The 8,678-nt window shown below is 28.7% G+C and carries 7 protein-coding genes; 5 read left to right on the top strand and 2 right to left on the bottom strand.

The annotated features are described in order from the left end of the window. The first annotated feature begins 144 nt into the window (after window positions 1-144). From NTX22_15605 to NTX22_15625, 5 genes are all read left to right on the top strand, one after another. Window positions 145-681, top strand: coding sequence for a hypothetical protein (locus NTX22_15605; GenBank protein ID MCX6151951.1), 537 nt, complete (start codon window positions 145-147; stop codon window positions 679-681). Between the two features lie 321 nt (window positions 682-1,002). Next, window positions 1,003-1,872, top strand: a complete 870-nt coding sequence (locus NTX22_15610; protein MCX6151952.1) for a DUF4007 family protein — start codon at window positions 1,003-1,005, stop codon at window positions 1,870-1,872. Further along, window positions 1,859-3,880 carry a hypothetical protein gene (locus tag NTX22_15615; GenBank protein MCX6151953.1) on the top strand — a complete coding sequence of 674 codons (2,022 nt, stop codon included), beginning with the start codon at window positions 1,859-1,861 and terminating at the stop codon, window positions 3,878-3,880. The genes NTX22_15610 and NTX22_15615 overlap by 14 nt, the downstream gene beginning before the upstream one ends. Before the next feature lie 10 nt (window positions 3,881-3,890). After that, the gene (locus tag NTX22_15620) at window positions 3,891-4,997 is read left to right on the top strand and encodes a hypothetical protein (GenBank protein MCX6151954.1); all 1,107 of its coding nucleotides are present in this window, start codon (window positions 3,891-3,893) and stop codon (window positions 4,995-4,997) included. After that, window positions 4,997-5,866, top strand: coding sequence for a bifunctional class I SAM-dependent methyltransferase/HIT family protein (locus NTX22_15625; protein MCX6151955.1), 870 nt, complete (start codon window positions 4,997-4,999; stop codon window positions 5,864-5,866). Before NTX22_15620 ends, NTX22_15625 begins: the two co-directional genes overlap by 1 nt. Before the next feature lie 33 nt (window positions 5,867-5,899). Here the strand turns inward: NTX22_15625 and NTX22_15630 are convergent, their stop codons facing one another. Both NTX22_15630 and NTX22_15635 read right to left on the bottom strand, forming a co-directional pair. After that, window positions 5,900-6,160, bottom strand: coding sequence for a hypothetical protein (locus NTX22_15630; GenBank protein MCX6151956.1), 261 nt, complete (start codon window positions 6,158-6,160; stop codon window positions 5,900-5,902). 53 nt (window positions 6,161-6,213) lie between these two features. Further along, a complete protein-coding gene (locus tag NTX22_15635) occupies window positions 6,214-7,740 on the bottom strand; it encodes a hypothetical protein (GenBank protein MCX6151957.1) in 1,527 nt (508 codons plus the stop codon). Between the last annotated feature and the right edge of the window lie 938 nt (window positions 7,741-8,678).

Raw genomic sequence — 8,678 nt, forward strand, 5'->3', positions numbered from 1 at the left:
CTTCTCTTATGCAAAAGTTAATCTTCAGCCTCAATCTTTTTCTTACTTCTGTTCTTGCTCTTGATCTTTCTCTTATGCTTTATTTTAATCTACTAAAGAAGAGTAGGATTAATGCTATAAGCATCCCCTTGGGAGAGAATGATTATGATTAAGAACATGATCAAGATGCTTTTTATTAAAACTGCATTAGCTGAGTTACAGTATATCATCGCTTCAATGATGCATCATAATTTTTCAAAGCAAGCATACACTCATACAATTAAAAATAACAGTTTTTCAAAATTGCCTTGCAGGACTTCAAAGAGGATTTGCAGTCATTCAAAGCAAGGTTACAATTCTTCAAAGCCATCACGCAACGCTTCAATAATCACTTACAATTCTTCAATGGCAATTAACAATTGTTCAATGCAACAGCGCAGTATTTCAAAGATATCTCACTGTTGTTCAATGGCGAATTACAGTTATTCAACAACATCTAACAGCGCTTCAATGGCAGGTTACAGTTGTTCAACGACATATCACAATGCTTCAAAAGCATCTCACAGTCCTTCAATAAAGAGCAGCAGTATCTCAATGATACACTTATTCCAATCAATGATAGAAAATAGTGCGTTTTTAGGCTATTTTGTTGTGTGGGTGATAAATTCTTCATTTACAAAGGGGCTTTACTGTCCGTTTTAGTGCTGTCCAAAAAATTGCTAATAAAAACTCTTATCATTCAAAAAATCCTTGGTACAACTTCCAAAACGGAAATCGAAAAGTTGTCTGCTTCACAGCTTTGTTAGTTGCATTCTTGCCTTGAAGAATTGTTTACAGTTCTTAAAGATCGGGAAGATAAATTAGAAGTTATGGAAAGTTACGATCAAATAAACAAAACAGATTTATTCACAGAAGCCGCTTAATGCGGCTTTTGTTTAAATCAATTCCATTTATTTCTGGTAATGGATATAATTACTTAGTGTAGTATTTCTTATATTTGTCAGCAATTAAATGAATTATTTTATGTCAAAACTTAAATTTTCAGGTCATGACTCCTTTCATTGTCGTGCTTTATGGTTAAGAAAAGGCTATGATTTTATTAAAGAGGGGAATAAATTCGATGAAGAAGCAACAGTTGAACTTGGTGTTGGAAAGAATATGGTTAACGCTATTAATTATTGGATGAAATCATTCCAACTCGTTGATCAAACGAACAAATTTTCTGAACTAGCCGAATTCATTTTTGGTAAAGATGGTGTTGATCGAACTTTAGAAGATATTACAACATTATGGTTATTACATTATCATTTAGTTACTGAAAATATTGCTTCAATATATTCTTTAGTATTTAATGAATTTAGAAAACAAAGAATCGAATTTAGCAAGAAACAATTACATAATTATTTAATACATAAATGTGCTGAAACAAAAACATCAGTAAGTGAAAATACTATTACAAGAGATATAACAGTTTTTCTCCGTAATTATTTGCGTCCTAAGAAAGCAAATAAAAATTTAGAGGAAATGTTCAGTGGATTATTTATTGATCTTGACTTAATAGAGGGATTGAAAAAATTTGAAGATGATGATTATCAATGGTATAAAATAGAGAATAAGGATAGAAACGAGATACCTAAAGAATTAATTTTGTACGCAATTTTAGATTATAAAAAATTAAACAGATCAATTTCTTTTGACGAATTGCATTTTGGTTTCAATCGTGTAGGCAATGTTTTCGCTCTAAGTTCAAAAGGGTTACTTGATAAAATAAATGCTTTAATAAAGTCATATAAAAATATTACTTTTACAGATGATGCTGGTATAAGAGTGTTGCAAATTAAACATGAAATGAATAAGTGGGATATACTAAGAAAGTATTATGAAAAGAAATAACTATTCACCATCAATCGATATTATACGTGATCAAGATAAAGAGTTCAACTACATCCCCACGGCAAACGCTGAGAGAGTAATTGAAAATCTTAATAAAAATATATCGAAGGGTATAAAATCATTCTATTTAGTCGGATCGTATGGAACAGGAAAGAGTTCTTTTCTTTTAGCCCTTGAAAAACAAATCTCCCAAAACAATCGACACTTCTTTAAAACTCCAATAACGTTTAATGGTAAAATTAAATATGAGTATTTAAATATTGTGGGAGATTTTATATCTATTGATGAAAAGATCCGGAGTGCTCTTAAAATAAATTCGAAAAAAAATATTTTTGAAGTGTTGGAAAAAAAATATGAGAGCCTTAATGAAAAAGGGAAAGGATTATTAATAGCTATTGATGAATTTGGAAAATTTTTAGAATTTGCTTCACAAAATAAACCCGAAAAAGAATTATATCTTATACAAAGATTAGCTGAATTTGCTAATCATCCCACACGAAACATTCTGTTCTTAACAACATTACATCAAGGATTTGATTCTTATCGCTTAAAGGTTAAAGATTCTGCAAGAAATGAATGGGAAAAGGTAAAGGGTAGATTACTTGAAATTCCTTTTAATGAACCTGTTGAACAATTACTATATCTTGCTTCAAAATATTATGAAAGTAAAAGAAAGAATATCCATTCAATTGAATTTGATATACTTTATGATTTGATTATACAATCAAGGGTGTTTCCGCTCAATAATAATCTTACAAAGGATTTAGCAAAGCAACTTCTTCCTTTTGATTTGATTTCAATAGGTGTTTTTACAAAGGCACTACAAAAGTATGGTCAAAATGAAAGATCATTATTTACATTTCTCGAAACAAATGACTTAACAAGTATAATGGGATTTTTTAATCTCGAAAACGTCTATGAATATTTAATAAATAACTTCTATTCTCTTTTATCTTCTAAAGCAAATCCTGATTTTATAAAATGGACCGTAATAAAAAATTCTATTGAAAGGACAGAAATACTATTTGAAAAAGAATCTCTACCTAAAGAAAAAATAATAAAAACTATTGGCTTGTTAAATATTTTTGCTCCCACCGGTGCAAGGATAAATAAAAAGTTTTTGCAAATATATGGTAAATATGCCTTAAATATTTCAGATATGAACCAAGAATTGGAGGTACTACTTAAAAAACAAGTCTTAAGATATAGAGATTATTCTGATAGTTATGTATTATTTGAGGGAACGGACTTTGATTTAGATTTAGCTCTTAATGAAGCTGAAAATTCCCTTATACAAACCGATAGCATTGTCCCTGCATTAAAAGAATATTTCAATTTCCCACCTGTTTCAGCTAAATCAGTTTATATAAACAAAGGCACACCAAGATTTTTTGAATATATAATATCTGATTCTCCAATTGTACTGCAACCGAAGGCTGAAATTGATGGTTTTATAAATATAATCTTTAATAGTAACGCACTAGTAAAAACCAAAACTATTTCAAAAGAATGTAATGAAGCAATATTATATGCGGTTAATAAAAGTTCTGAAAAAATAACAGATGAATTGAAAGAATTAGAAAAAATTAACCTTGTATATGAGAATATAACGGACGACAGAGTTGTTCTAAGAGAATTAAAAAATTTAAAAGAAGTTCATATTGATAATTTAAACAAGCTTGTAATCGATTCATTATTTTTTGAAGATGGTGTTGAATGGATATATAGGGGAGAAAAAATCAACATCAAATCGTATTCGGATTTAAATAAAAAACTATCAGAGATAATTAATGATGTTTATTATGCTACACCCATTTACAAAAATGAATTAAACAATCGTGAAAAAGTATCTTCAGTAATTATGCTTGCCAGTAAAGTATTGTTGCAGAACGTATTAAATATTTTGGGGAAAGAAGACTTGAGTTATGTAAAAAAAAATTACCCGCTATATAAAACTATCTATCAAAACTTTCTAAAATGTGATAATTTCTTTAGAAAATTAGTTTAAGAAATTGGATATGAAACTACCAGTGTCAAATACCCTTCCTATTAAATATCTTTCAGCAGTCTTTGATAATACAACCAACTCTTATAAGTTTTATTGGTTTTTAGGTATCCTTGAATGTCTTAAAAAATCCAACAAAGAAGAAATATTTATAGAAGATATTTTAATTGAGATGATTGCATGTGTGTGGTATCCAATAAATTACTTCAAACTTTCTTTCGGTAAACAAGATCAATTAGAGAAAATAGTTGTTGCATTAAAGAATGAATTAGAGTTTGAAAAAGACATTAGCAAAGATGATCTAATAAATCATTTGAAGGATAAGAGTAATAAAGGATTCATCAACCGATTATTATATGAGCTAAGAAGATATGTCCCTTTTAGATTTTTATCCCCATGGTACAATAATGAACTACGAGGGTTAGCTGATAATGACAAAAATAAAATTATACATTCAAATGCAAATAAAAATTTTAATCATCCAACAGAAATGCCCATTTATAAATTTTCGACTGAAAAGACAAAAATCATTTTAAATAATGAATGGTTTGATTATTTACTAATTCATTTAAGTATAGCAAAAGGATTTACCTTTTGGCATTTGATAAAATATTTACAAAAGAATAACCCAAATGTTCCTAACTTGCAAGAAAAATTATTCCCCCCTTTACTCAGAAAATTAACGATTGCTAAAAATTATTGGCAATTATATCTCGATAATTTCACTGATGTAAAATGCATTTACTCAAATCAAATATTGTATAAAAATAATATAAGCATAGATCACTACATCCCTTGGAGTTTTGTTGCACATGACCAATTGTGGAATTTATTGCCAGTAATTCCTGCAATTAATTCTTCTAAAAGTGATAACATTCCTTCTGATATTTATTTAGAAAGATTTTTAAATTTACAATATTCTGCTTTTCAATTTGCAATGAAAACTAAGTCAATTAGTAAAAAAATGCTTGAGGATTATTCGATCATTTTTAATGAAAACCTTAATAATATTTATTTGTTTAGCAGAAAAAGATTTATCGGGATATTAGCTGATAATATCAAACCAAATATGCAAATTGCTATTAACATGGGTTTCGTTGCCAATTGGAAATTTGATTGATGATTTATAAATCAAAAGATAATCCCAATTCTCATTTGACAGTTAAAGACAGAAAATATCCTTCTTTACCATTAAGATTTCTCTTTGAAAAGGGATTAATAGTAGGTGATATTCTGGACTATGGTTGTGGTTTAGGAAAAGACGTTGATCATTTAAAAAAATTAAATATTAATGTTGTAGGTTATGATCCATTTTATTTCCCAAATTATCCTCAAAATAAATTTAATACTATAATATGCTTTTATGTCTTGAATGTGCTTCTTCCTGAAGAACAATCTCATGTTTTAATGTCAATATCGGAATTATTAAAATTGGGTGGTAAAGCTTACTTTGCTGTAAGAAGGGATATAAAAAGAAATGGGTTTTTGTTTAATCCTAAGCATAAAGTAAAAACTTATCAATGTGATATTATTCTTCCATTCAAAAGTATCTTTAAAAATGAAAATACAGAAATTTATGAATATCAGCATTTCACTTTTCTAAATGTTTGCCAGCAAAATACAAGTCCCTTTTTTAATGGAAAAGAAGTAAGAGAATTGATAACCGAATCGGCAACAGCATTTGCAATATATGATAAATATCCTGTTTCAATTGGTCATGCTTTAATTGTCCCAAAACGTTTAATTTCTAATTTTTTTGATTTATCAAATCACGAACAAACCGCTTGTCTTATTGTTTTAAATAGAGTTAAAGCTATTATTGTAAATAAATATAATCCCGATGGATTCAACGTTGGAATAAATATAGGTGAGTATGGTGGTCAAACAATTTTACAAGCACATATTCATCTTATTCCTAGATATAAAAATGATATTTTAAATCCTCGTGGAGGGATTAGAGCGATCATTCCTAATAAAAAGGATTATTAAAAGTATTTAAATTTTAGTGCTTTGGCTAAGATATTATTTTTTTCCTTTTTTACCCTCTTGCCATTCTAACCAATTTATAAATTCATAAAATTCGGCAATTTCTTCTTGTGGGCTTTTATAAAAAAGATTCTTAAAATTGTTAAAAAGTTTTCCTGGACAATCTGAATATAAATATGAATTTTTGTTTTGAGGATTCGGTATTCCATATACCCAAATGGATTTATTATCAGGAAATTTTCTGACGCAATCTACAAATATTTTCCAAGCTTCTGGGTATTCAATTGCATTATTCATAGAAAAACCTATTAATAAAATCAATATAATTTATCAAACTGCATGATTTTAAATTAATTATTACTTTCTTGTTTAAAGTTAATTTTCTTTTCTTGCAGTTTGAATGTTTGATTAAAGTCCTTTATTAGTTCGCTTTTAAAAGGTAAATTTGTTATGAAAGATTTGAGTAGTTCATTTTTATCTACTCCTCTGAAAAAAATCGCATCTTTCCTTCTCTTGTAAATTTCAATAAGTTTACTTTTCAATAAAACTTTTGCAATAATCTCCCGTAGCATGGAAGTTTCTTGGCTTTGTTTCAATCCTTCTCTTGATGCCATAAAAAGCTCGGATCTTATATCATAATCTAGATTAGTGCAATCAATATGGAGGAGAAGGTAATCCTTTAATAGCTGCATTTTTAATGTTCGTGTTATAAACTCAGAAGTAAAATGCCCATGTACTTGCCCGTTAACTGAAAACAAAACAGACATATTATTCTTGAAGAATTCTCTCCCGATTGATTCACGACTTTCTTTAGCTGTTTTGCCATCCATTTTAGTTTTAAAGACGTAACAAGTAATTTTTAGTTTTCCTACTTCTTTATCGTCAAAAGATTCAAGAAAATAATCTTCAACATATTTACCTTTTTCTTCTTCCAACCTTCGCTTTAATCCATACAAATCTCTCTCGAGATTTTTGTCATCAGGATATCTTTCTTTTTTATCTATTGTATATAAGGGCAGAGCAGGCTCAAATAAATATTCGTTTATGCTTTGATTTAGATCGCGAGAGATTACGGACCTTGATCCCGATGGGAGTTCATAAGAATATAGTTTTAATATAGTACCGGATTTAAATTTTCTATTATATAACCCAAGCTCTAATTCATCAATTTGAAATGAAGGAATTTTGTTATTTATTTTAAAATATTCATACCAAGTATTCTTTTTCCTTTCCTCTTCTTCTTTTGTAAAATGATGTTGGCGAATTAAGGTAAAACCAAATTCACCAGTTCCATCATATCTTTTAGAAGCAATTAAATGATATCTTTTCTTTCCACAGAAAACAATTGCACCACTTCCTCCCATATTATATTTACCTTGTACAAAATGAATTTCATTTTTATTACCAGTTAATAAAGAAAGAAATGTTTTCTCAAAATCTACAGGATTTTGCCCTTCCCCATCATCATAGATAATCAATGAAGTATCCTTAGCTCTATCCTTATAATATCCATCCGCAATTATCTGAATATTTTCAGATTGTGCTTTTCTAAAAGAAGTCATATCCCAATTTTTATATTTTGGGAAAAACATTTGAATAGCCTCTTCCATCGATTTAGGTGCGTCTTGCGATTTTGGATCAATGTTGGCTTCTAAACATTTTCTCATTAATATTGCATCAATAGAATTTGTGATTTTTTCAATTAACGCGGGTACAGGTGAAGCTTGTTGATTTTCAATTACGCCAAAATAACTTTCATTTTCACCATAAGGATGCCAATTAGCCTGATGAAATATCTCGGGATATTTTTCAATTACCGTATCAACTTCTGTTTCGTTTTTAGAATTAAAAAGTTGTGTAAATATTTCCTTAATCATTTTTCCTTTTAAATAATATTAGCGTTAACCTTTAAGAATCTTTATATCAATTAAAGAGAATGAAATCATAAATGTGAAAGTAAGTTTTTTTGAAGGAAATCGCACTAAAATTATCTCCGAAATTCTAAAATGAAGTTAGAAAAAATAAATTAAGTTTGCAAAAGACTACAAGATAATAATCTTAAAATAGTTGAAGGACAATATACATTGTTATATGACTTTTAATAATTGTTAATTTAGAGCGTATTTTTTTTACGTTCAAGAATGGTTTTATCGAATTAATATTTAATTTATATCTTTAAAAACTGTCCGTGTTTTGTCCGTGAAATTACATAAAACTATACAAATTCAGTGCATTTATTCTTCAATAATCACTTAAATCCGCAATATTTTACCCCATAAAACGATTCATAATCAGCAGGTCGGTTGTTCATGTCCGTCCGCCAACTCATTAAAAAGTTTTGAATAATAAAAGTAGGCTGTTATATTAATGTATAAAAATATTATAGAGAAATAATCCGCCGAGGCGGACTGCAATAAAATTAAAAATGGAAATTGCGATAAAAGAAAACCATAGCGCGGCAAATCGCAATGATTGATCCCGCTAGCGGGATTGACGGATAACCTGCCTGCCGGCAAAGGCAGGTGGAAGATGGAAAAAATTTTAAAATATTTTGACAAAAAAAAGTTAACAGACGATATTATAAGAAATTTATTTTTAGAACTGCCCTTAATTAATTATTTACAAATAAATCTGAGGTGAAACCATGGATCTTAGGAATAATAATATTTTTAGGATGGAAATTGCGGCTGATGATTTCCTTGTAACAAAGAAATCAGTTTTTACAGAAAATGCTGCTTTCGTCCGCGCACAAACTCAGTATCATGAAAAAATAACTGCAATACAGGATACTGAAAGTAAAAAAGGAGAAATAAAA

It is taken from the genome of Ignavibacteriales bacterium (assembly GCA_026390815.1).
Classification (GTDB): Bacteria; Bacteroidota; Ignavibacteria; order Ignavibacteriales; family SURF-24; genus JAPLFH01.